This window comes from Arthrobacter sp. Y3221048, from assembly GCF_059092685.1.
On record NZ_JBNHHX010000003.1, the window covers coordinates 403,675 to 426,198 of the forward strand.

The 22,524-nt window shown below is 67.3% G+C and carries 21 protein-coding genes; 4 read left to right on the forward strand and 17 right to left on the reverse strand.

The genetic code is table 11. From position 1 onward, the window contains the following. Nucleotides 1-35 precede the first annotated feature (35 nt). From AC5RVS_RS10660 to AC5RVS_RS10730, 15 genes are all read right to left on the reverse strand, one after another. Nucleotides 36-986, reverse strand: coding sequence for a Ppx/GppA phosphatase family protein (locus AC5RVS_RS10660; protein WP_494108102.1), 951 nt, complete (start codon nucleotides 984-986; stop codon nucleotides 36-38). Beyond that, nucleotides 986-1,693 (reverse strand): DUF501 domain-containing protein, encoded by a 708-nt coding sequence (locus AC5RVS_RS10665; protein WP_494108103.1) that lies wholly within the window; start codon nucleotides 1,691-1,693, stop codon nucleotides 986-988. Before AC5RVS_RS10665 ends, AC5RVS_RS10660 begins: the two co-directional genes overlap by 1 nt. Before the next feature lie 68 nt (nucleotides 1,694-1,761). Further along, entirely contained in the window at nucleotides 1,762-2,517 is a 756-nt protein-coding gene (locus AC5RVS_RS10670) for an FtsB family cell division protein (RefSeq protein WP_494108104.1), read from the reverse strand. A gap of 89 nt (nucleotides 2,518-2,606) precedes the next feature. Continuing rightward, the gene (eno, locus tag AC5RVS_RS10675) at nucleotides 2,607-3,887 is read right to left on the reverse strand and encodes a phosphopyruvate hydratase (RefSeq protein WP_493987900.1); all 1,281 of its coding nucleotides are present in this window, start codon (nucleotides 3,885-3,887) and stop codon (nucleotides 2,607-2,609) included. Nucleotides 3,888-3,978: 91 nt separating this feature from the next. Continuing rightward, on the reverse strand, nucleotides 3,979-4,740 hold the full coding sequence (locus AC5RVS_RS10680; RefSeq protein ID WP_494108105.1) for a MazG nucleotide pyrophosphohydrolase domain-containing protein: 762 nt from the start codon (nucleotides 4,738-4,740) through the stop codon (nucleotides 3,979-3,981). A gap of 8 nt (nucleotides 4,741-4,748) precedes the next feature. Next, nucleotides 4,749-5,894, reverse strand: coding sequence for an adenosine deaminase (locus tag AC5RVS_RS10685; protein WP_494108106.1), 1,146 nt, complete (start codon nucleotides 5,892-5,894; stop codon nucleotides 4,749-4,751). Nucleotides 5,895-5,948: 54 nt separating this feature from the next. Then, a complete protein-coding gene (locus AC5RVS_RS10690) occupies nucleotides 5,949-6,800 on the reverse strand; it encodes a DedA family protein (RefSeq protein WP_493987897.1) in 852 nt (283 codons plus the stop codon). 244 nt (nucleotides 6,801-7,044) lie between these two features. Further along, nucleotides 7,045-8,331, reverse strand: coding sequence for a thymidine phosphorylase (locus tag AC5RVS_RS10695; RefSeq protein WP_494108107.1), 1,287 nt, complete (start codon nucleotides 8,329-8,331; stop codon nucleotides 7,045-7,047). Nucleotides 8,332-8,362: 31 nt separating this feature from the next. Then, nucleotides 8,363-8,767, reverse strand: coding sequence for a cytidine deaminase (locus tag AC5RVS_RS10700; RefSeq protein ID WP_493987895.1), 405 nt, complete (start codon nucleotides 8,765-8,767; stop codon nucleotides 8,363-8,365). Between the two features lie 2 nt (nucleotides 8,768-8,769). Continuing rightward, on the reverse strand, nucleotides 8,770-10,059 hold the full coding sequence (locus AC5RVS_RS10705) for an ABC transporter permease (protein WP_493987894.1): 1,290 nt from the start codon (nucleotides 10,057-10,059) through the stop codon (nucleotides 8,770-8,772). Further along, complete coding sequence (locus tag AC5RVS_RS10710) at nucleotides 10,056-11,417, reverse strand: ABC transporter permease (protein WP_493987893.1); 1,362 nt, start codon at nucleotides 11,415-11,417, stop codon at nucleotides 10,056-10,058. The genes AC5RVS_RS10705 and AC5RVS_RS10710 overlap by 4 nt, the downstream gene beginning before the upstream one ends. Next, complete coding sequence (locus tag AC5RVS_RS10715; RefSeq protein ID WP_494108388.1) at nucleotides 11,414-12,979, reverse strand: ABC transporter ATP-binding protein; 1,566 nt, start codon at nucleotides 12,977-12,979, stop codon at nucleotides 11,414-11,416. The genes AC5RVS_RS10710 and AC5RVS_RS10715 overlap by 4 nt, the downstream gene beginning before the upstream one ends. A 177-nt stretch (nucleotides 12,980-13,156) precedes the next feature. Further along, a complete protein-coding gene (locus AC5RVS_RS10720; protein ID WP_493987892.1) occupies nucleotides 13,157-14,275 on the reverse strand; it encodes a BMP family lipoprotein in 1,119 nt (372 codons plus the stop codon). Between the two features lie 191 nt (nucleotides 14,276-14,466). Then, nucleotides 14,467-15,696, reverse strand: coding sequence for an amidohydrolase (locus AC5RVS_RS10725; protein ID WP_494108108.1), 1,230 nt, complete (start codon nucleotides 15,694-15,696; stop codon nucleotides 14,467-14,469). 103 nt (nucleotides 15,697-15,799) lie between these two features. Further along, nucleotides 15,800-16,945: a mannose-1-phosphate guanylyltransferase gene (locus AC5RVS_RS10730; protein ID WP_493987890.1), complete on the reverse strand. Its 1,146-nt coding sequence runs from the start codon at nucleotides 16,943-16,945 to the stop codon at nucleotides 15,800-15,802. Between the two features lie 325 nt (nucleotides 16,946-17,270). On the opposite strand from AC5RVS_RS10730, the gene sdhC reads away from it, so the two are divergent. From sdhC to AC5RVS_RS10750, 4 genes are all read left to right on the forward strand, one after another. Next, nucleotides 17,271-17,654, forward strand: a complete 384-nt coding sequence (gene sdhC, locus AC5RVS_RS10735; protein WP_493987889.1) for a succinate dehydrogenase, cytochrome b556 subunit — start codon at nucleotides 17,271-17,273, stop codon at nucleotides 17,652-17,654. A gap of 3 nt (nucleotides 17,655-17,657) precedes the next feature. Beyond that, nucleotides 17,658-18,128, forward strand: a complete 471-nt coding sequence (locus AC5RVS_RS10740) for a succinate dehydrogenase hydrophobic membrane anchor subunit (protein ID WP_493987888.1) — start codon at nucleotides 17,658-17,660, stop codon at nucleotides 18,126-18,128. Nucleotides 18,129-18,217: 89 nt separating this feature from the next. Then, nucleotides 18,218-20,005, forward strand: coding sequence for a succinate dehydrogenase flavoprotein subunit (gene sdhA, locus AC5RVS_RS10745; RefSeq protein WP_493978599.1), 1,788 nt, complete (start codon nucleotides 18,218-18,220; stop codon nucleotides 20,003-20,005). Beyond that, a complete protein-coding gene (locus AC5RVS_RS10750; protein ID WP_493987887.1) occupies nucleotides 20,005-20,793 on the forward strand; it encodes a succinate dehydrogenase iron-sulfur subunit in 789 nt (262 codons plus the stop codon). Before sdhA ends, AC5RVS_RS10750 begins: the two co-directional genes overlap by 1 nt. A gap of 76 nt (nucleotides 20,794-20,869) precedes the next feature. On the opposite strand, the gene AC5RVS_RS10755 is transcribed toward AC5RVS_RS10750, so the two are convergent. Continuing rightward, nucleotides 20,870-21,952 carry a YihY/virulence factor BrkB family protein gene (locus AC5RVS_RS10755; protein ID WP_494108109.1) on the reverse strand — a complete coding sequence of 361 codons (1,083 nt, stop codon included), beginning with the start codon at nucleotides 21,950-21,952 and terminating at the stop codon, nucleotides 20,870-20,872. Then, on the reverse strand, nucleotides 21,924-22,523 hold the full coding sequence (locus tag AC5RVS_RS10760) for a 2'-5' RNA ligase family protein (RefSeq protein WP_494108110.1): 600 nt from the start codon (nucleotides 22,521-22,523) through the stop codon (nucleotides 21,924-21,926). Before AC5RVS_RS10760 ends, AC5RVS_RS10755 begins: the two co-directional genes overlap by 29 nt. Nucleotide 22,524 lies beyond the last annotated feature (1 nt).

Sequence of the window (22,524 nt, forward strand, 5' to 3'; positions counted from 1 at the left end):
TTGGCAAAGCGGTCTGATCCCCGAACCCGGGAAGCTCAGTGCGGCAGCCGGGTGGCCGCACTCAGGGCGATTCCGTCAAGAATATCGTGTTCGCTGGCGGTCGCGCCGTTCACGCGGCCACCGGTCAGTGCGGCCAGCCGTCGGGAAACGGTCCGCCAGATGAGTGCGCCGGCGCCAATGACATCCACCCGTCCCGGATGCATGTAGGGCAACGCAGCCCGCTGGTGCCGCGTCATCTCCAGAAGGGAGGAGCAGGCTGAATCCAACCGGGCACCGTCCAGGTGCGCCCCGTGGATGGCTTCCGGACGATACCGTGCCAGTTGCAGGGCGTGGGCCGTAACGGTGGTGACGGAACCCGCGACTCCGACCAACCGGTCGACGTCGGCCAGCGGCACCTCGGCGAGCACCCGTGCCAGATGTTCCTCGGCGTCCGCCACGGCGTGGGCAACCTCGGCGGCGGTCGGCGGATCCGAGAGCAGGTGCCGCTCGGTAAAGCGGACGCAGCCCATGTCGGTGCTGAGGGCAGCCAGCACCCCGTCGGCGGTTCCCAGCACGAACTCCGTGCTGCCACCGCCCAAGTCCATCACCAGCACTTTCTCCCCCGGCTCCGGCGCCAGGACGCTGGCGGCACCGGTGAAGGACAGCTCGGCCTCTTCCCGGCCGCTGATCACTTCCGGTTCCACGCCGAGGCGCTCGCGGATGCCATCGACGAAGACCTGGCGGTTGGCGGCGTCGCGGGTGGCGGAGGTGGCGACAAACCGCAGGGTCTCGGCGCCTTGGCTGCGCAGCTGGCCCGCATATTCCTCCGCCGCCGCGAAGGTCCGGTCCAACGCTTCCGGCGCCAGCGCCCCGGTTGCGTCGACGCCCTGCCCCAGCCGCACGACCTTCATCTCGCGGACTACGTCGGTGAGCCCGCCGTCCCGGACATCGGCAATCAGCAGGCGGATCGAGTTGGTCCCGCAGTCGATGGCTCCGACGCGTGCCACTAGGACTTCCCTCCGTCGGCGTGGCCGGAGGCGGAACCGCTGACGGTGCCGCCGTCGTCGTCCGCCGCATCCTTGCCGCCGGCACGCCGGGCCTTCTTCGCCGCCAGCTCTTCGGCCGTCAGCCCCTGGGTCCGGGTATGGCGGCTCAGGTCCCGGGCCGGAGCGGTGCCGTCAACATCCCAGGCTCCGGAGCAGTAGCAGCGGTCCACGGTCCACCATTCCGCGATCCGCTCAAGCGCTTCGTCGCCCAGCGGATTCACGCCCGGACCTGCGGCCAGCGAATGGCCCACCAGGACGTGCAGGCATTTGACCCGCGTGGGCATTCCGCCGGCCGAGACTCCCGCGATCTCGGGCACGTCGCCGATACCGGCCCGGCGGCCGACCCCGTCGCGGGCCGCCAGGTACTCCTCGTGGGCGCGGCGGTAGGCCGCGGCCAATTCCTGATCCCCCTCCAGCCGTTCGGTCATCTCCGTCATGACCCCTGCCGCTTCCAGCCGGGATACCGCGGACGTGATGACCGGGTGGGTCAGGTAGTACGTGGTCGGGAAGGGGATTCCATTCCCGAGCCGCGGCGCCGTGGTGGCGACCAGCGGATTTCCGCACACGCACCGTGCACCGATTTCCACGACATCGCGCACCGGCCTGCCGAGCTGGCGGCTCAGGGTGTCGAGATCGTCGGGGGTGGGGGTGCGCTGAGCGTCGTTCACGGCTCAGTCCTTTCCTGGTGCTGCGGCCCGTGGGGCAGGGCCGTGTAATCCGGCAGGCTGCCGGGAGGTCAGTCCGCTGCGGGCGGGTCTGTTGCCGCGCGGGTCACCGAGTTCCACAGGGCGTCGACCCACGGCAGGTCCTCGGGTGCGGTGGCGGAGGCATGTTTGTTGGACTCGCGCAGTCCTTCCGCGCCGGTGACCATGTACCGCTTCTCCCCCGGCATTACATAGAATATGCGATCCCGGGCCTGCTGCTTGATGTAGGCAGGATCGTCCCAGCGGGCCAGTTCCTTGGTCAACTGTTCGTTGGAGTCTTTCTTGGCGGCGATGTCCGCCTGAAGCGCGGAGAGTTCCGCCCGCTGTTCAATGAAAATCCGTACCGACGGGGCCAGCAGTACGGTGATCGATACCAGCACCACGGCCAGCGCCAGCAGGCGGCCGGAGAACGCTTTGGCCGGGACCGGCACGGCGTCGGCCGGGGTTTCCCTGGCCGGTGGCCGGGGCCTTGGATCCGCAGCCGGTGCGGCCGGCTGCCTGATGGCCTCGGACAGCTGCCGGCGTTCCGCCGCGCGGACTTCCGACGGCGAGGGCTTGGGTTTCACCGGCGGCTTCGGCTTTCGCGCGTGGCCTGCGTCCGGCACGCGGCGGGTGCGGGCATCCGGCTGGGGAGCCGAGCCGGACGGCGTCCGGCCGAAGTCGGCGCGAATCACCTGTCCGGTCTCCGGTTCCCGAGCGTCGGTGTCCTTCCCGTCCACGCCGCCCGACGCAGGCCCGCTGCCGGGCGGGCGGCCGGCCCGCGGCATGTTGGGGCGTCGGGTGGACATTCAGGCTCCTCACCGTGGAAGTCGTGCGGGGCCCGGCATCGGCTTTGCCGCCGGGCCCCGCTTAAGACATTACCGAGGGTCGGGCCGAACTACGCCGTGAAACGCGGGAAGGCGGCGCGACCGGCGTAGCGGGCCGCGTCGTCGAGCTCCTCTTCGATGCGCAGCAGTTGGTTGTACTTGGCCACGCGCTCCGAACGGGCCGGGGCGCCGGTCTTGATCTGGCCGGCGTTGGTGGCCACGGCGATGTCGGCGATGGTGGTGTCCTCGGTTTCGCCGGAGCGGTGCGAGGTGATCGTGGTGTAGCCGTTGCGCTGGGCCAGCGCCACGGCCTCCAGGGTTTCAGTCAGGGAACCGATCTGGTTGACCTTGACCAACAGGGAGTTGGCGGTCTTGGCATCGATGCCCTGCTGCAAACGCTCGGGGTTGGTGACGAACAGGTCGTCGCCCACCAGCTGCACCTTGTCGCCCAACTCGGCCGTCAGGGCGGCCCAGCCCTCCCAGTCGGATTCGTCCAGCGGATCCTCGATGGAGACCAGCGGGAAGTCGGCGACCAGCTGGGCGTAGTAGGCGCTCATCTCCGCCGCCGTCAGGGACTTGCCCTCGAACAGGTAGGCGCCGTCCTGGTAGAACTCGGAGGACGCCACGTCCAAGGCCAAGGCAATGTCCTTGCCCGGGGTGTAGCCGGCACGGGTGATCGCCTCGGTGATCAAATCCAGCGCCGCCCGGTTGCTGGGCAGGTTCGGGGCGAAGCCGCCCTCGTCGCCCAGGCCGGTGGAGAGGCCCTTCTCCTTCAGCACGGCCTTGAGGCTGTGGTAGACCTCCACGCCCCAGCGCAGCCCCTCGGAGAACGTGGCGGCGCCCAGCGGCACCACCATGAACTCCTGGATGTCCACGTCGGAATCGGCGTGCGAGCCGCCATTGAGGATATTCATCAGCGGGACCGGCAGCACGTGGGCATTCGGGCCGCCCAGGTACTTGTACAGCGGGAGGTTGGCGGATTCTGCGGCGGCCGAGGCCACGGCCAGCGAAACGCCGAGGATGGCGTTGGCGCCGAGGTCGGATTTATTGGAGGTGCCGTCCAGGTCCAGCATGGTCTGGTCGATCAGCCGCTGGTCGGTGGCGTCGAGGCCGGCCAGTGCCGGCTGGATGGTGTCCACCACGGCGGCCACGGCCTGGCCGACGCCCTTGCCCAGGTAGCGGTCCTGCTCGCCGTCGCGGCGTTCCACGGCCTCGAAGGCCCCGGTGGAGGCACCGGACGGAACCGCGGCCCGGCCCATCGAGCCGTCGGACAGCAGCACCTCAACTTCAACGGTGGGGTTGCCGCGGGAATCAAGGATTTCGCGCGCGTGGATGGCATCGATCAGCGCCATGGAGTAGCTCCTGTTCGTTGGAACGAAAAGTTGGAATGTCTGCAGGCGAGGCCGGAGCCGGCTGCAAGGTCCGGCTTAAGACTAATCGAGATCACCCGCTGCAGTTTTCTTCCGTTACGCGCTGCTGGAATCTGCGGACGGCGGTCCGCAGCGCCTGCTCGGGATCCACGCCGGCCTCCACTGCGCGGCGGACGACGGCGAACAGTTCCTCGCCGACGTCGTCTTCCGCCCGGCCTGCACCGCCGGCCGCAGTGCGCCCGGCCGTGCCGTCCTGGCTTAGGACCGCCGCCGACGGGCTGCCAGCCCGGCGGGCGCGGTCCAAAGATTTCGCCGCCAACGTCAGGGCCGGCAGCGAGTGCGGCAGGCCGTCGAACGGCGTGGTCCGCTCCGGTTTCTCCGCCGCCTTGACCGCGTCGTAACCGGCCACGATCTCTGCGATGGTGTCCGGAAACTTCTCCTGCAGGGACCCGTCCGGCCGGAAGACATGCCGGTTCCGCCGGATGAGCTTGGCTGTCAGTTCGGCGGCCACGGCGTCGAAATCAAAGTGTCCCCGTTCTTCCTGCAAACGGGCATGCAGCACCACCTGGTAGAGCACATCGGCCAGTTCGCCCTTGAGTTCGGCCACGTCGGCCCGGCCGGTGTGGCCGGTTTCGATGGCTTCGGCCAGTTCGTGGGCTTCCTCCACCAGGTACTCGACCAGCGACTCGTGGGTCAGCGCGGCCGTCCACAAGCAGTGCTCGCGCAGTTGAGCCACGACGTCCAGCAGCCTGGCAACGGCCCGGCCTCGGTCGGGCTCCGCCGTTGCGGCGTCCGGGAGCCGCCCCGGTTCGAAGGAGTGTCCCGCGTGGGGCATGGCCGCCGTCAGCCCGCCTGGCTGTTAAAGGCCTCGCCGATGAACTCGATGAGCGCCTCACGCTCTTCCAGCGGCAGGAAAGCGGCTTCGGCTGCGTTGAGCGTGATCTCCAGCAGGTCATCCAGGTCGTAGTCGAAGGTTTCCACCAGCAACTCGTATTCGTCGGAGAGCGTCACCCCGCTCATCAGCCGGTTGTCCGTGTTGATCGTGACCTTGAAACCGGTCTGGTAGAGCAGGTCGAACGGGTGTGAGTGGATGCCTTCGCCGAAGACGGCGATTGCGCCGGTCTGCAGGTTGGATGAGGGGCTGCACTCGAGCGGGATGCCGCGGTCGCGGACCCACGCGGCAACCCGGCCGAGGGTGACCATGCCAACCTCGTCGCCGTCGTCGCCGTCCGGGCCGAAGTCCACCTGGATGTCCTCGGCGATCCGCACGCCGTGGCCCAGCCGCAGCGCACGGCCGCTGACCAGCGCATCCACGATGCTGTCCACTCCGGCTGCCTCGCCGGCGTGGACCGTTACCGGGAACTGCTGTTCGGCCAGGTAGGTGAAGGCGTCCTTGAAGCGCGAGGGCGGGAAGCCGTCCTCCGCTCCGGCAATGTCGAATCCGACGACGCCCCGGTCACGGTGGCGGACAGCGAGCTCAGCGATCTCCTGCGAGCGGTCGGCATGCCGCATTGCGGTGATCAGTTGGCCCACCTGGATGGGGCGGCCACTGGCTTCCACGGCGGTCACGCCGGCTTCCAGGCCTGCCTGGACGGCTTCGACCGCCTCGTCCAAGGTCAGTCCCTTGGACAGGTGCTGTTCCGGCGCCCACCGGACCTCGCCGTAGACCACGCCGTCGTCGGCCAGATCCTCCACGAATTCCTGGGCCACGCGGAACAGGCCTTCCGTGGTTTGCATCACGGCGACGGTGTGGTCAAAGGTTTCCAGGTAGCGGACCAGCGAGCCGGAATCCGCCGACTCCCGGAACCACTCCCCGAGCGCCACCGGGTCGGTGGAGGGCAGCTCGTGGCCCTCGGCCGCGGCCAGCTCGATGATCGTGGCGGGACGCAGTCCGCCGTCCAGGTGGTCGTGCAGCGAAACCTTCGGCAGGCTGCGGATGTCGATGTCCAGGTCGGCTGCGGTGTTCTCGGAGTATTCAGGCTCAGTCACAGGCACCACCTTACGCGAGCACCCGGGCGGCAGGCGCGGAGGCCGGCGCCAGGTTCAGTCGTCGAGGCCCGCGGTGGAGTGGTTGCGGGAGGACACTGTCAGCGGGACGTACGGTTCGAAGCGGACCGTCCGCGAACCGGTTGGCGGCAGCTGGTCGGCGGGATCGCGGCGTGCAGCCGCTGCCGTGTCCGGGCTCTCGGCGGCGGCCGCGCCGCCGTTGCCTGCCGCCGTCGGCCCGGCCTCGGTTGCCGGCTCCGGGCCGCCGTGCCCGGCCGGGGCGGCGGCCCGCAGCCGCGCCGCGCGGCGCCGATTGGCCAGTTTCATGCCGTGGTCCAGCACGAGGCCCAGCAGCAGCGCCAGCACGATCGCCAGTCCCGCGGCCAGGAGGGTGTTGTCATGGAACCAGCGCCCGGCCAGTGCCCCGATGCCGACCGAGTACAAGGACCAGGAGATGCCGGCGACCACGGAAAACAGGACGAACTTGCGGTGGTTGTATCCGGTTGCGCCGGCGGTCATGTTGACGGCCACGCGGCCTACCGGAATGTAGCGTGCGCTCAGGATCAGCAGGGCGCCGCGCCGGTCCAGTTCCCGGCGGGCCCAGGCGAAGGCGGCGGCAACCCGGGGGCGCTGCATCCAGCGGAAGCGGTCTGCACCGATGCGGCGCCCGATCAGATACGCGATGTTGTCCCCCGCTATCGCGCCCGCTGCAGCAACTGCGGCCACCAGCCAGAGATTCGGAGCTCCGGCGGATACCGCGATGGCGGCCAAGGCCACGACCACCGATTCGCTGGGCACCGGCGGGAAAATCCCGTCGATCAGGCAGAGAGCCAGGAGCAGTGGGTATATCCACCATTGCGCTGCCGCGTCGATGATGAAGACGCTGAGCGCGTCCATAAAAGTCTGCACGAAGTGTTCCTGTCCGCTGGATATCTAGTCCAACGATGCCATGCCGCGTTTTGTGCCGCTATCGGGTAGATCCCTGACCGGGCCCCCATCGGTCAACACCGCAGACCCCGCGGTGCGCCGGGGCCTCCCCCGCTCCGGCCGCACCACATCATCGTAGCGGGGCCGCAGGAACGGCGGGAAGTGGTTGATCCGGGGATATATATCCGTGCTGCCCCAGTTGTTTACAGCTGGGGTCTTCCGTGCGTTACGCCACCCGGTCGATGATCAGCCGCCGGGTCGGCCGGCTGCCCTCCGGCGCAATGACGACGGCGTCGCGCAGCGCATCCCTGGCGCGGTCGAACCTCTCGGGGGTATCGGTCAAAAGTGTCATCAGCGGCTCGCCTGCGCGGACCACCGCCCCGGGCTTGGCGTGCATCCGCACGCCGGCCCCGGCCTGCACGGCGTCTTCCTTGCGGGCACGTCCGGCGCCCAGCCGCCAGGCGGCGACCCCGACAGCCAGGGCGTCCAGCTGCATCAGCACGCCGTCGGCCTCGGCGTAGACAATTTCGGACTCCCTGGCCACCGGCAGCTTGGCGTCGGGATCCCCGCCCTGGGCGCGGATCATGGATTTCCAGACGTCCATGGCGCGGCCGTCCCGCAGCGCGGCCGCGGGCTCGGCGTCCCTCACGCCGGCTGCCTGCAGCATCTCCTCGGCCAGCTTCACCGTCAGCTCCACGACATCCTCGGGGCCGCCGCCGGCCAGCACCTCCACCGATTCTTCGACCTCGATGGCGTTGCCGGCGGTCAGCCCGAGCGGCGTGCTCATATCGGTCAGCAGCGCCACCGTGTTCACGCCTGCGTCCTGGCCCAGGGCCACCATGGTTTCGGCCAGTTCCCGGGCGTTGCGCTCGTCCTTCATAAAGGCCCCGCTGCCGACCTTCACGTCCAGCACCAGCGAGCCGGTGCCTTCGGCGATCTTCTTGCTCATGATCGAGGAAGCAATCAGCGGGATCGCTTCCACGGTGCCGGTCACATCGCGCAGCGCGTAGAGCTTCTTGTCCGCAGGAGCCAAACCTGCCCCGGCCGCGCAGATGACGGCGCCGACGTCGGCCAACTGGCTCATCATCTCGTCATTGCTGAGCAGGGCACGCCAGCCCGGAATCGACTCGAGCTTGTCCAGGGTGCCGCCGGTGTGGCCCAGGCCGCGGCCGGAGAGCTGCGGCACCGCCACACCGAAGACGGCCACCAGCGGGGCCAGCGGGAGGGTGATCTTGTCCCCCACGCCGCCGGTGGAGTGCTTGTCCGCGGTCGGCTTGCCGAGCGAGGAGAAGTCCATCCGCTCGCCGGAGGCGATCATCGCCGTCGTCCAGTGCGCGATCTCCTCCCGGTCCATGCCGTTGAGCAGGATGGCCATGTTCAGCGCGGACATTTGCTCGTCGGCGATGGCCCCGCGGGTGTAGGCGTCGATGGTCCAGGCGATCTGCTCCGGGCTGAGCGTTCCCCTGTCCCGCTTGGTCCGGATGATGTCGACGGCGTCGAATGTTTCGGTCATGTCCTGCTCCTTACGTGTTGCGTTCCGGCCCTCAGGCCAGATGCTGCGGGCCGAAGGCGTCCGGCAGCACCTCGTCCATGGTCTTGAGGCCGGCCGGCGTCATCAGCAGCATGCCGGGCGCGCGGAACTCGTACAGCAGCTGCCGGCACCGGCCGCACGGCATCAGGGCGTTGCCCTCCCCGTCCACGCAGCTGAACGCGGCCAGTTTCCCCCCGCCCGTCATGTTCAGCTGGCTCACCAGCGAACATTCGGCGCACAGGGTCAGGCCGTAAGAGGCGTTTTCAACGTTGCAGCCGGAGACAATCCGGCCGTCGTCGGTGAGAGCGGCGGCGCCGACCGGGAAGCCCGAATACGGTACGTAGGCCAGCCGCATGGCGGCCTCCGCGGCCTGCTGGAGGGCGTGCCAGTCCACGGCTTGGGCCTTCGCTGGTTCCACGGTCAGCCCTTGATGTACGGCACGCCGCTGGCGGCCGGGGGTCGGGCGCGGCCCACCAGGCCGGCGACGGCGAAGATGGTCACCACGTAGGGCAGCATGGCCAGGAACTGGTTCGGCACCGTGGAGCCCAGGGCGCTGAGCACGTACTGGAGGTTGGTCGCGAAGCCGAAGAGCAGCGCCGCGAAGAACGCGTACAGCGGGTTCCAGCGGCCGAAGATCAGCGCCGCCAGGGCGATGTAGCCCTGGCCGGCGGTCATGTCGCGGCCGAAGCTGGAGACGCTGACCAGGGTGAAGAAGGCGCCGCCGAAACCGGCGACGACGCCGGCCAGCAGCACGTTCATGAACCGCATCCGGTTGACCTTCACGCCCAGGGTGTCCGCCGCCTTGGGGTGTTCCCCGACTGCACGGGTGCGCAGGCCCCACTTGGTGTGGAACAGGCCGAAGTAGATCACGGCCACCGCGACGTACATCAGGTAGCCGACCACCGACTGCTCGAACAGGATGGGGCCGATGATCGGGATGTCGGACAGCACCGGAATGCTGATGATCGGCAGCCGCGGCGGAGAGTTCCAGGTGGCCGAGTCGGCCGAGAGGACGGTGGAGAACAGGAAACCGGTCAGGCCGGAAACCAGCACGTTGAGCACCACCCCGACGATCACCTGGTTGACGATGTACTTGATGCTGAACACCGCCAGCACTGCCGAGACCAGCACGCCGCCGACGGCCGCGGCGGCCAGGCCGATGAACGCGTTGCCGGAGAGCGATCCGGCGACCGCGGCGGAGAAGGCACCGAACAGCAGCTGCCCTTCGATGGCGATGTTGACGACGCCGGAGCGTTCGCACAGCACGCCGGAGAGGGAACCGAAGATCAGCGGCACGGCCAGCGTGACCGAACCGGCCAGCAGGCCGTAGAGGGCCACGTTCGGGGTCCGGGCGCTGCCCACCACCCAGGTCAGGAATCCAACCACGAACAGTACGGCAAAGACGGCCACCAGCCAGCCGGGGACCTTTCGCCCGGACCGGACCAGCATGAACGACCAGACGGCGCCGGCCAGCATCAGGACGGCGGTGACCCAGCCGGTGACGACCGCCGAGAGCACCACCGAGGGCAGTACCACCGGGTCGTTGGGATCCGACAGCCGGAAGGTCACCGAGTTGTCCGGCGCCCCGATCGCGAAAACCAGGACGGACGCGAAAGCCAGGACGGCCAGGATGACCGGCGTCTTCCAGTTCCGCACGGTGTCCGCAGCGGTGGGGCTTTGCTGCGGGGCGGTGGCGGTAGCCGTGCTCATGCTGCACCTCCGGTGCTTGCGGTCTTACGGGGTTTTGCCGTCAGTTTGCCGGGCTCGGGGAGCCGGAAGATCGCGCGCACGAGCGGCGGAGCCGCGATGAACAGCACGATCATGGACTGGACCACCAGGACAATGTCAATGCCGGTGCCGGTGTTGGTCTGCATGGTCACCCCGCCGGCGCGGAAGGCGCCAAACAGCAGGCCGGCCGCAAACGTGCCCCACGGCGTCGAACGTCCCAGCAGTGCCACGGTGATGGCGTCGAACCCGAAACTGGCCGCGACGCCCGAGGTCAGCACGCGTTCGGTGCCGGCCACCTGCGCGACGCCGGCCAGGCCCGCCAGTGCGCCGGCCAGCACCATCACCACGACGTAGCCCTTGGTGACGCTGATGCCGGCGGTGCGGGCGGCGTGCGGATTGGAGCCGACCGCGCGCAGCTCGAAGCCGATGGTGGAGCGGTTGAGCAGCCACCAGCAAAAAACGGTGGCGAGGATGGCTACCACGAAGCCCCAGTGCAGCCGGAAGCTGTCGCCGAAGAGCGGCGGGTACATGGCCGTGGCGTCCAGCTGGGGGCTGATCGGGTTGGTGGAGCCGGGACGCTGGAACGCGGGCATGGTCAGCAGGTACAGCACCAGGTTGATGGCCACGTAGTTGAGCATGATCGACAGGATCACTTCGTGGGCACCGGTCTTGGCCTTCAGCAGGCCGACGAGGCCGCCCCACAAGGCGCCGCCGAGGATGCCGGCCAGGATGACCAGGAGCAGGTGCAGGCCCACCGGAAGGTGCCAGCTGAAACCGACCCAGGCGGCCAAGGTGGCGCCGATGATGATCTGGCCCTGCGCGCCGATGTTGAACAGTCCCGCGCGGAACGCCAGCGCTACGCCCAGGCCGGCGCAGATGAGCGGCGTTGCCACGGTCAGCGTCTGGGTCAGCGGGTAGATCATCCGGGAGAACGTGGAGCCCTCGAAGTTGAAGATCGAGCCCTGGAACAGCGCGGCGTAGGCGTTGGCGGCGGCCGTCCATCCGGCGGTCAGCATGTCCTGCGGCCGGGCGAAGAAGTAGCTGGAGGTCCGGGCCACTTCCTCATTCGTCAACGCGATCAGGATGCCGCCGGCAATCAGGGACAGCACAATGGCCAGGACAGCCACCAGCGCGTTTCCGGAGACGATCCGCTGCATGATGGTCTGATGCGCGCGCAACTCGGGGTGCAGGCTCTCCCCCGTGGGCAGGACGGCCGGCGGCGCCTGGGTGCCGTCGCCGAGGGCGGCAGCCGCCTCGAGCCGCTGCTCGTCGCCCTCCGCCGCGGGCTTGCCCGCGTGTTTCGACCGCTTCCCGTGCTTGCCGGACTCGTCCGCGCTCATTCCTCGCCTCCTTCGGCGTCTGTCTGCTGCACTTCGGCGTCCGTCCGGTGTGCCAGCGCTTCCTCGGCGCTCATGCCGGCCATCATCAGGCCCAGCTCGCCGCGCGAGGTACCGGCGGGGACGATGCCCATCAGCCGGCCCTGGTAGAGCACGGCAATCCGGTCGGCAAGTTCCAGCACCTCGTCCAGTTCGGTGGAAACGATCATCACCGGCGTGCCGACGTCGCGCTCGGCGACGATCCGCTTGTGCAGGAATTCGATGGAGCCTACGTCCACGCCGCGGGTCGGCTGCGAAGCGATGAAGAGCTTCAACGGCCTGGACAGCTCCCGGGCCATGACCACCTTTTGCTGGTTCCCGCCGGAGAGCGTACCGGCCGCCGCCGCCGCAGACTGGGTGCGGACGTCGAACTCCGAGATGTATTGCTCGGCGTTCTGGGCGACCAAGGCGGGCTTCATGGCCAGGCCGCGGGCAAAGGGCGGCTGGTCGTAGCGGTTGAGGATGAGGTTTTCGGCCACGGAGAAGGTCCCCACCAGGCCCTCGACGCTGCGGTCCTCCGGCACGAAGCCGACGCCGGCCTCGATGATGTCCTTGACCTTGCGCCCCACCAGTTCGCGGCCTTCGAGCCTGATGGAGCCGGACACATGGTCCTGCAGCCCCAGGATTGCCTCAGTCAGTTCCGTCTGCCCGTTGCCCTGGACGCCGGCCACCGCAAGGATCTCGCCGCGCGCGATGGCGAAACTGATGCCGTCCACCACGCGCTGGCCCGTCGCCGAACGCACCGTGAGGTTCTCGACGACGAATGTTTCCTCCCCCGGACGGGCCGGTTCCTTGTCCAGGGTCAGGCTGACGGCGCGGCCCACCATCATTTCGGCCAATTCGGTCGTGGAGGCCGAGGGCGGTGCGTCGCCGATGACCTTGCCACGGCGAATGACGGTGATGATGTCGGAAACTGCCTTGACTTCGCGCAGCTTGTGCGAGATGAACACGATGGCCTTGCCGTCGGCCTTGAGCTGGCCCATGATGCCCAGCAGCTCATCCGTTTCCTTGGGCGTCAGGACGGCAGTAGGCTCGTCCAGGATCAGCACCTGGGCGTCACGGACCAAGGCCTTGATGATCTCGACGCGCTGCTGCACCCCGACCGGCAGGTCCTCGACCACCGCATCGGGATCCACTTCGAAGCCGTACTGGTCGGAGATCTCCCTAATCCGGGCCCGGGTCTCATCCAGGTTGAGTTGGCCGCCGGCCTTGGTCGCTTCATTGCCCAGCGCCACGTTCTCTGCCACGGTGAACACCGGGACGAGCATGAAGTGCTGGTGCACCATGCCGATGCCGGCCGCCATGGCGTCCCCGGGGCCGTTGAACGTCACGGGCTTGTCGTCGACCAGGATCTGGCCTTCGCTCGGCTCATAGAGCCCGTAGAGGACGTTCATCAGCGTCGATTTCCCGGCGCCGTTTTCACCCAGCAGGCTGTGCACCTGTCCCGGCTGCACCACCAGGTCAATGTGGTCGTTGGCGATCAGGGAGCCGAATCGCTTGGTGATTCCCTTGAGCTCGAGTTTCAAACCCCAACCCACCTGTTCTTTGTCCGTAGGTACGACGGTCCTCATCCAGCGGCGCGGTGCCGGACGGTGTCGCTGCCCGGACGCTGTGCCTAGCCTAAACCGGTTCGGCCGCTTACAGCGCGAACCGCCACCCTCGGCACCGGGGTCCGGTACGGAGAGCGGCGGTCCGCTGCGTGCTTACTGCTGCGGGCTGGCCTTGGATTCGACCTTGATCTCGCCCGAGATGATCGACTCCTTGATGGTTTCCAGCTCGGCCTTGGTCTCATCGGAAACCGCTGCGTCGAGGTCGTGGAACGGGGCCAGTGCCACGCCGCCGTTCTCCAGGGTTCCGACGTACGGGGTGCTGTCGAAGTTGCCCTCGGCGTCGGTCCTGACGACTTCCTCGACCGCGTTGCCCATCAGCTTCATCACCGAGGTGAGGATGAATTCCTCAGCCTTGCCGGCGGTCTCGTAGCCGTCGGAGTCAACCCAGACAACCTTGGCATCCTTGCCGTCGGCGTTGGCTTCGAGCACGGCGTCCAACGTGCCCAGGCCCACCGGGCCGGCCACCGGCATGATGATGTCGGCGCCCTCATTGATGAAGTTCAGGGTGTTGGTCTTGCCCTTGCCCTGATCCTCGAAGTTGCCCACAAAGGTGCCGTTCTGGGCTTCCTTGTTCCAGCCCAGCAGTTCGACGTTGGCGTCCTTCTGCTCATTGTAGTAGTCCACACCGTCGGCGAAGCCGTCCATGAAGATGGTGACGGTGGGGATGTTCATGCCGCCGTAGGTGGCCACCTTGCCGGTCTCGCTGGTTGCGGCCGCAACGTAGCCGGCCAGGAACGCCGCCTGCGCCGTGTCGTAGATGATCGGCTTGACGTTGTCGGTGAACTCCGGGTCGTTGTAGTCGACGATCGCGAAGTTGGTCTCGGGATTGTTCGCCGCTGCTTCCTTGGTCACGTCGCCCAGCAGGAAGCCGACCGTGAGGACCATGTCGCAGTTGGCCTGCACCATGGCATCCACGTTGGGACCGAAGTCGGTCTCGGCCTGGGACTCGGCCTCGCGGATCTTGATGCCCAGCTCTTCTTCGGCCATCTTCAGGCCTTCGTAGCTCGACTGGTTGAACGAACGGTCGTCGAATCCACCGGAGTCGGAGACGATGCAGCCCAGGTAGTCGGTGCCTTCGGCTGCCGGGCTGCCGGTGGCACCGCCCTCTTGGGCCGGCGGAGCGCCGCAACCGGCCAGAACCAGTGCGGACGCGCCCAGCACCGCGGCGGAGAGGCCGGTGCCGCGCTTAATCTTGCGCAGTGAAGTCTTCAATGTTCCTCCATAAAAGAATGTCTGCCCCGCCACAGTTCAATGGTCGCTTCACAGGAAGTGCGGCGTTGGCTTGTACTCCGCGTGGCACAGCACCTGTCCTGCAGGTGCACAGTTGATGACCCTACAGTAGTTCCCGCGCGCCCCACCGGCGAAGCAATCGCGACACGCGCGCGAAGATTGTTGAAAAGTTGTTACTTTTCGGTAGCAACCGCTGCCGTGTCCCGGTGACGCCGAGCGGCCAGCAGGGCCGCCTTGGCCATGACGCGCACGCCCACGCCGATGGCGTGCTCGTCCGGAACGTAGTCTCCGCGGTGCAGATCGAAGGTTTCGCCGCCCGGGGTCCGGGTGCCCAGCCGCATCATGGCGCCGGGCACCTCCTGGGTCATCCAGGCGAAGTCTTCCCCGCCCATCGACTGCGGTGTCAGGGTCACCGCGTCCTCCCCCAACTCGCTCCGGGCCGCAGCTTCGAGCAGCGTGGTTTCCCGTTCGGTGTTGATGACAGGAGGCACGCCGCGGATGTGTTCGAGTTTGACGTCCACGCCGAACGGCGCGGCCACCTGGTTGACGACCTCGTCCACCAGCTCACCGGCGGCCTGCCAGGCTTCCCCGTCCAGGCAGCGCATGGTTCCGGCCATGTAACCGACAGCCGGGATGGCATTGGGGGCGGCGCCCGCCTGGATTTGCCCCCACACGAGGGAGACGGCGCTGCGGACATCGATCCGCCGGTTGATGACGGCCGGGACACTGACGGCAATCTCGGCCAGCGCGAACACCAGGTCCTCCGTCAGGTGCGGGCGCGAAGTGTGCCCGCCGCGCCCGCGCAGTTCAATACGTATGGTGTCCGAGGCGGAGGTTATGGCTCCGATCCGCGTGCCGACCAGTCCGACGTCGATCCGCGGATCGCAGTGCAGGGCCAGGATCCGCGGCAGCCCTTCCAGCACGCCCTGCTCGATGACGGCCAGCGCGCCGCCGGGCATGGTTTCCTCGGCCGGCTGGAAGATGACCCGCACGCGGGCGGACAGTTCGCCCTCCAGATCCAGTTTGCGCAGGACCAGCGCGACGCCGAGCATCACCGTGGTGTGGATGTCGTGTCCGCAGGCATGGCTGATGCCGGTGTTGACCGAAGCGTAGTCGAGGCCGGTTTCTTCCATGATCGGCAAGGCGTCGATGTCGGCGCGCAGGCCGATGGCCAGCGGGCCCTCCCCGATGTCGACGAACAGCCCGGTGCCGTCCAGCAGCTGCGGTTCCAGTCCTGCCGCCGTCAGCCGCTCGGCCAGCTTCCGGGTGGTGAGGAATTCCTTGTGCGACAGCTCGGGATGCTGGTGCAGGTCCTGCCGGAACCGCCGCAGCTCGTCCAGCAGTGGCGATGCCCAGACGCCGATATTGAGATTGGCCAGCGGTGTTTCTGAAATCTTCTGCACACCTGCACTCTATCGACTTGAGCGGCGGCCCACCGAGGACGGTCGCCGGCGGTTGCGCAGCACCGGGGTTCCGCCGGCGGCCCCGCGCCGGGTACGGTGCGCCTCAGAGGACGTCGGTGTCGCCGCTGGCCCTGAGGTGTTCCACGGTGGACTTCACCTTCTGCGCGTGTTCCTTGGTGGTCACCAGCAGCGCGTCCGGGGTGTCGACCACGACGACGTCGTCGATGCCGATCAGCGCGATCACGCGCTTGGTGTCGGAGACCACGACGCCGGTGGCCGACTCCGCGAAGACCCTCGCCCCTTCGCCGAGCACCGTGAGCCCGGAGGTTTCGCTGGCGGTGTTCAGCCGTCCGATGGCGGCGAAGTCGCCAACGTCGTCCCAGGAGAAGGAACCGGGGATCATCGCCACGTCACCGGCGGCCGCCGCGGGTTCGGCCACCGCGTAGTCGATCGCCGTCTTGGGCAGGTCCGGCCAGATCCTGCGCATCACCGCTCCGCGGGCCGGGGTGTCCCAGGCCTCGGCGATCTCGGTGAGTCCGGCAAAGAGTTCGGGTTCGTTGGTCTCCAGGTGCTTCAGCAGCAGGTCCACCGGCGCCACGAACATGCCGGCGTTCCAGGAATACTCCCCCGTCTCCAGGTACCCGCGGGCCACCTCCTCGTCAGGTTTCTCCACGAACTCGGCCACCGCCTGCGCGGAGGGCGCCCCGGGGATTTGCAGCGCCCCGGCGGAGCGGATGTACCCGAACCCGGTGGCCGGATGGGTCGGCGTGATCCCGATCGTGACGATGTAGCCTTCGGCCGCGGTGTGCACCGCCTCGCGGACCGCCTGCTGGAAGTCCTCCACGGGGGTGATCACCTGGTCAGCGGCGAAGGAGCCCATGATGATCCGCGGGTCCCGCCGGTACAGGATAGCCGCGGCCAGACCGATCGCCGCGGCCGAGTCCTTCGGCTCCGGCTCCAGCACCAGGTTCGCATCCTGCAGCTCGGGCAACTGTGCGCAGACCGCCTGTCGGTGCACCTTGCCGGTTACCACCAGGGTCCGCCCCTGGCACAACGGCTCCAGGCGGGCGTAAGTGGCGCGGATCAACGTGGACCCGGAACCGGTCAGGTCGTGCAGGAACTTCGGCGCCGCCGCACGGGACAACGGCCACAACCGCGTTCCGGTCCCGCCCGCCGGAATCACGGCATGAAAACGGTCCAGCACGGCGTCATCGTCGGCCGCGTCCCGGCCTGCTGCTTGAGTGTTCACGCTCTCCACGGTAATCCAGCAACGCGGGTGGCGCCTTCATCCTGCGGGCCGATTTTTGCAGCCGGGGGTGGTTTGCCGGTGCCGGAACACCGAAATCTGCCGCGGGGTCACGGTCCAGCAGCCTGTGTGGCTGCGGGCCCGCGCAATCCGCCCCGCGGCGACCGATGTGCCCGGGCTGTTAAGAAGGTCACACCCTGCTGTACCTAAATTGAATAAGCCCTCAGCGAAGCCTAGATTAGTCTTGAGCTATAGAGCGCTCTCGCACCGGCGTCAACTCTTGCGTGGAAGCCACGCTGCGCCTCTGCGATGCAGGGAGGGTAATTCAGTGTCGAAGACACCAGCTGGGACCTTATACCGCGGCCGTGAAGGCATGTGGTCTTGGGTAGGACACCGCATCACGGGCGTCGCAATCTTTTTCTTTCTCTTGGTACACGTGCTGGATACCGCACTGGTCCGGGTATCCCCCGGCGCCTATGACGCAGTCATGGCAACGTACAAGAACCCGATCATGGCCATCTTGGAAGCCGGCCTGGTAGCGGCCATCGTCTACCACGCCTTTAACGGGCTTCGCGTCATCCTCATCGACTTCTGGAAGAAGGGGCCCAAGTACCAGGCCAAGCTTCTGTGGGGCGTCGTCGGCCTGTGGGTCGTCGTCATGGTTCCGTTCCTCATCCGCCACCTCACGCTCGCTTTCACCGGGGGTCACTAACTCATGTCGGTCAACTCTGAAATCCAGGCTCCCCGCAGCGCCCGCATCGCTCCCGAGTACCTGCGCAACAAGGGCCGCAAGGGCAACTTCGAACTGTACGCATGGCTGTTCATGCGGCTCTCCGGCCTCATTCTGGTCGTGCTGGTCTTTGGCCACCTCTTCGTCAACCTGATGGTGGGCGAAGGCGTCCACGGCATCAACTTCGGCTTCGTGGCCGGCAAGTGGGCCGATCCGTTCTGGCAGATCTGGGACCTGGCCATGCTGTGGCTGGCCATGCTGCACGGCACCAACGGCGTGCGCACCATCATTGAGGACTACGCGGAGAAGGACAGCACCCGCTTCTGGTTCAAGATGGTCCTGTACGTAGCCTCTGCCGTCATCATCGTGCTCGGCACCCTGGTGATCTTCACCTTCGATCCGTGCCCGGCCAACGCCACCGCCGAGCTGCTGCCGTCGTTCTGCCCGGCACCCTAACCGTCCCCGCGACAGACCGCGGCGCCGTTGCCCCGTCGTGAACCCCACGCGGCGAAGAAATCCCAGTTTCAACAGAAAGAGCATCCAGTATGCAGGTCCATAAGTACGACGTCGTCATTGTCGGTGCCGGTGGCGCCGGTATGCGCGCCGCGATCGAATCAGGCCAGCGCGCGCACACCGCAGTACTGACCAAGCTGTACCCCACCCGTTCCCACACCGGTGCGGCCCAGGGCGGCATGTGCGCCGCACTGGCGAACGTCGAAGAGGACAACTGGGAATGGCACACCTTTGACACGATCAAGGGCGGCGACTACCTGGTTGACCAGGATGCCGCCGAAGTGATGGCCAAGGAAGCCATCGACGCGGTGCTGGACCTGGAAAAGATGGGCCTGCCGTTCAACCGGACGCCCGAGGGCAAGATCGACCAGCGCCGCTTCGGCGGGCACACCCGCGACCACGGCAAGGCCCCGGTTCGCCGCGCCTGCTACGCCGCGGACCGCACCGGACACATGATCCTGCAGACCCTCTACCAAAACTGCGTCAAGCACAACGTCGAGTTCTACAACGAGTACTACGTGCTGGACCTGCTGCTGGTCGAGGAAGACGCCACCCGCGCCGACGGCACCCCCTACAAGCAGAAGCGCGTCGCCGGCGTCGTCAGCTATGACCTGGCCTCCGGCGAGCTCCACGTCTTCCAGGCCAAGTCCGTCATCTTCGCCTCGGGCGGCGTGGGCAAGGTCTTCAAGACCACCTCCAACGCGCACACCCTCACCGGCGACGGCATGGGCATCGCGTTCCGCCGCGGCCTCCCGCTGGAAGACATGGAGTTCGTCCAGTTCCACCCGACCGGCCTGGCCGGGCTGGGCATCCTGCTCTCCGAGGCCGCCCGCGGCGAAGGCGGAATCCTCCGCAACGCCGACGGTGAGCGCTTCATGGAGCGCTACGCCCCCACTATCAAGGACCTGGCGCCGCGCGACATTGTGGCCCGCTCCATGGCCCTTGAGGTCCGTGAGGGCCGCGGCTGCGGTCCGAACAAGGACTACGTGCTGCTGGACCTGACCCACCTGGAGCCGGCGCACATCGACGCGAAGCTGCCGGACATCACGGAGTTTGCGCGCACCTACCTCGGCGTCGAGCCCTACACCGAGCCGGTGCCCGTGTTCCCCACCGCCCACTACGCCATGGGTGGCATCCCCACCAACATCAAGGCCGAGGTGCTGCAGGACAACGACACCGTTGTGCCGGGCCTGTACGCCGCTGGCGAGGTAGCCTGCGTCTCCGTCCACGGCTCCAACCGGCTGGGAACCAACTCCCTGCTGGACATCAACGTCTTCGGCAAGCGCTCCGGCATCAACGCCGCCGAGTACGCCAAGACCGCGGACTTTGTCGAGCTGCCGGAGAACCCGGAGCTGTACACGATGGAGCTGCTCGAGACGGTGCGCGGCGGCACCGGTACCGAGCGGGTCGCCCAGATCCGCAAGGAACTGCAGGACATCATGGATGCCAACGTGCAGGTGTTCCGCGACGAGAAGTCCCTGACCGAGGCGCTGAACGTGATCGCTTCGCTGCGCGAGCGCTACAAGAACATCAGCGTCCAGGACAAGGGCAAGCGCTTTAACCTGGACCTGCTGGAGGCCGTGGAACTCGGCTTCCTGCTGGACATGGCCCAGGTGATGACCGTGGCGGCCCTGCACCGCACGGAGTCCCGCGGCGGACACTTCCGCGAGGACTACCCGGACCGCGACGACGAGAACTTCATGAAGCACTCGATGTGCTACCTGGACGTCGACGCCGTGACCGATCAGACGGCCGGCATCCGCATGGATACCAAACCCGTAGTATTCACGCGCTACGAACCGATGGTGAGGAAGTACTAATGAGCACCGCGACCGAAATTCCCGAAGGACCGTCCAAGGTCGAGCTGGCTCCCGGGGTCGGCGGCGGCGGCGAAATCCCCAGCTTCGACATCACGCTGAAGGTTCGCCGCTACGATCCGGAAGTCTCCGAGGAGGCCCGCTGGGACGAGTTCAAGCTCACCATGTACGGCACGGACCGTGTGCTGGATGCCCTGCACAAGGTCAAGTGGGAGCATGACGGTTCCGTATCCTTCCGCCGGTCCTGCGCCCACGGCGTCTGCGGCTCAGATGCGATGCGCATCAACGGCCGCAACCGCCTGGCCTGCAAGACGCTGCTGAAGGACCTGGACACGGCCAAGCCCATCACGGTGGAGCCGATCAAGGGCCTGCCGGTGGAGAAAGACCTGATCGTGGACATGGAGCCGTTCTTCCAGTCATACCGCGAGATCATGCCGTTCCTGATCAACAACGGCCACGCGCCGACCCGCGAGCGGCTGCAGTCGCAGGAGGACCGGGAACGGTTCGACGACACCACCAAGTGCATCCTCTGCGCCGCCTGCACCTCCTCCTGCCCGGTGTTCTGGACCGACGGCCAGTACTTCGGACCGGCAGCGATCGTGAACGCGCACCGCTTCATCTTCGACTCCCGCGACGATGCCGGCGACATGCGCCTGGAGGTCCTCAACGACAAGGAAGGCGTGTGGCGCTGCCGCACTACCTTCAACTGCACCGAGGCCTGCCCCCGCGGCATCCAGGTGACCAAGGCGATCACCGAGGTCCGCCAGGCCATCCTGCAGCGCTCCGTCTAGCCAACCCGGGCGGTCCTTTCGGGACTGCGCGGGCCAGATGGCGCCGATTCCTTCCGGGAGTCGGCGCCATCGGCGTTTAAGGTTCCTGCAGGGTCCTTCGCCGGCGCAGCCCCCATGCCCGCTGCCGCAGCGATCGACCTCCCCCGGCGGCCTGCCTGGCCAGCGCGTCCGCCTTACCGACCGCTCCCCAGGCGGTGGCGACCAGGTAGACCTGGCTGAGCAGGTAGAACCACACGAACAGGCCCAGGATGACGGCGAAAGGAGCCAGCAGCGGGTTGCTGCCCACGTTGCCCAGGAGGGTCGAAGAGAAGTACCTGAGCACGGTACTGCCGGCGCCTGCGAGCAAGGCGGACTGGAGCATCACCCAGCGTGGCATCCGGATCCCCGACGCCACGCGGAAAAGGACCACGGCAACCGCCGTATCCAGCAACAGCATGACCACGATGCCGGCGATCCTGGTCAGCGGAACCACGGCATCGCCTTCGATACGGAGTAATTCCACGATCAGGTCCAGCGCGGTATTGGCTATGGCCGCAACGAGCGACGTCACGATCAAGGCCACGGCCACGATCAGCAGCGTGCCGCTGTCCTTGATCTTGACCAGGACGATGTTCGTGGCCAGCGGCGGCAGGTCAAAGATGCCCCGCATCCCCGTGCGCAGCCCGGCGATCCAGCCCAGCGAGGTCCAGATCATGACGGCGGTGGAGATGATCAGGCTGACCCCGAAAGCCTCGCCCTGCGAGAAAAGCTCTTGGGGTGAGGCCAGGCCTCCGTCCCCGGTGTCGATCAGTCCCGGGATGAAATCGTTTACCACCTGAATGATGGCCATCTGCAGGTCGCGATTGCCGGCGGCCACCAAGCCGAGGATGGAGAAACCGGCCACCAGCATTGCCGCTACGGAGAAGAACATCTTGTAGGCACACCCGGCCGCCAGCAACGGCCCATGCCTCAGGGCGTAGAGATTCATGACCCGCATCAGGCGCCAGGAGTTGATCCTCGCGAGCCTGTACTTGGCCGCGGCCATCAGGCTTTTCAGGGTGCCTTCTTCGCGCTTGGCGCGGCCAGCCTCCCGGCGCTGTCTTAGCGCGGCGAGTAACAGTTGCTGCCGTTCCAGCGGATCCGGCGCTGCCTCAGTGTGCTCCTGCGGGTCCGGCGCCAAAGGTCAACTCTTCCCGTAGTATCCACACACCGGTCTCGTCGTGCTCGTAAAGCCCCATGCTACTGACCCGGAATGCGGCGTCATAATCCGCAAGCTTGGTTTCGGCCGAGTCCATGCTGGCTTCGCTGACGTCGTGGGCCACGGTCACGTGCGGGTGGAAGCCGAACTCAAGTTCGCGGTCCAGCGGCCCGGACTGTAGTTTCCGGTGCAGCTCGACGCACTCGTCAAAGCCCTCGTCGATGCTCAGGTAGACCACGGGCGAAACCGGGCGGAAACTGCCCGTGCCGCGCAGGGAGAGGGTGAACGGGGACTGCGAACGGGCCACGGCGCGGACGTGATGGACGGCTTCGTCCCAATCCAGCACCGGAGTGGTGGTGACCAGGGTGATGTGCGGCGGTATCACCGAGGCCAACGGGTCACCGAACGACGCCCGCCAGCCTTCCAGCTCACTGGCCATGGGCTCCGGGACCCCGATGACCACGCCGACGCAACCGACCGCCGTCCGGGCAGCCCGGCCGGCATCGCCGTCGTGTTCCACACGGGCGATGCTGTCCTGGTGCTGCTGGTGCATG

Bases quoted from the DNA above. Each gene is read 5' to 3' on its own strand.
- AC5RVS_RS10670 (WP_494108104.1), bottom strand. From the start codon at position 2,517: ATGTCCACCCGACGCCCCAACATGCCGCGGGCCGGCCGCCCGCCCGGC.
- eno (WP_493987900.1), bottom strand. From the start codon at position 3,887: ATGGCGCTGATCGATGCCATCCACGCGCGCGAAATCCTTGATTCCCGC.
- AC5RVS_RS10680 (WP_494108105.1), bottom strand. From the start codon at position 4,740: ATGCCCCACGCGGGACACTCCTTCGAACCGGGGCGGCTCCCGGACGCC.
- AC5RVS_RS10695 (WP_494108107.1), bottom strand. From the start codon at position 8,331: ATGACCGAAACATTCGACGCCGTCGACATCATCCGGACCAAGCGGGAC.
- AC5RVS_RS10705 (WP_493987894.1), bottom strand. From the start codon at position 10,059: ATGAGCACGGCTACCGCCACCGCCCCGCAGCAAAGCCCCACCGCTGCG.
- AC5RVS_RS10710 (WP_493987893.1), bottom strand. From the start codon at position 11,417: ATGAGCGCGGACGAGTCCGGCAAGCACGGGAAGCGGTCGAAACACGCG.
- AC5RVS_RS10740 (WP_493987888.1), top strand. From the start codon at position 17,658: ATGTCGGTCAACTCTGAAATCCAGGCTCCCCGCAGCGCCCGCATCGCT.
- sdhA (WP_493978599.1), top strand. From the start codon at position 18,218: ATGCAGGTCCATAAGTACGACGTCGTCATTGTCGGTGCCGGTGGCGCC.
- AC5RVS_RS10750 (WP_493987887.1), top strand. From the start codon at position 20,005: ATGAGCACCGCGACCGAAATTCCCGAAGGACCGTCCAAGGTCGAGCTG.
- AC5RVS_RS10760 (WP_494108110.1), bottom strand. From the start codon at position 22,523: ATGCACCAGCAGCACCAGGACAGCATCGCCCGTGTGGAACACGACGGC.